Below are 237 nucleotides of genomic sequence, written 5' to 3'. Positions count from 1 at the left end.
ATAGGCGAGCGTGCGCTTCGTGATGTCCCAGGCCTCGTCCCAGCCCAGCTGAGCTTCATCGAGCAGGACGCGCATCAGTTCGGCAATGGCCATGCTGGGATGCGTGTCGTTGAGCTGGATCGCGACCTTGTCGGGCAGGCTATTCCAGTCGCGATTGTTCGTGCGAAAACTACGGATAAGATCCGCCAGCGAGCATGCGACCAGAAAATACTCTTGGACGAAGCGCAGGCCTTGGCC

General features: G+C 59.5%; 1 protein-coding gene. It reads right to left on the bottom strand.

Features of this window, described 5'->3' with window-relative positions; translation table 11 throughout:
• On the bottom strand, positions 1 to 237 hold a 237-nt coding region (locus ACPYOM_RS23845), incomplete at both ends, for a glycogen/starch/alpha-glucan phosphorylase (RefSeq protein WP_481347882.1).

It is taken from the genome of Monashia sp. HAY1-2A (genome assembly GCF_056755315.1).
Note: the sequence above shows the minus strand (reverse complement) of the source record. Positions and strands in the feature narration are given on the sequence as shown.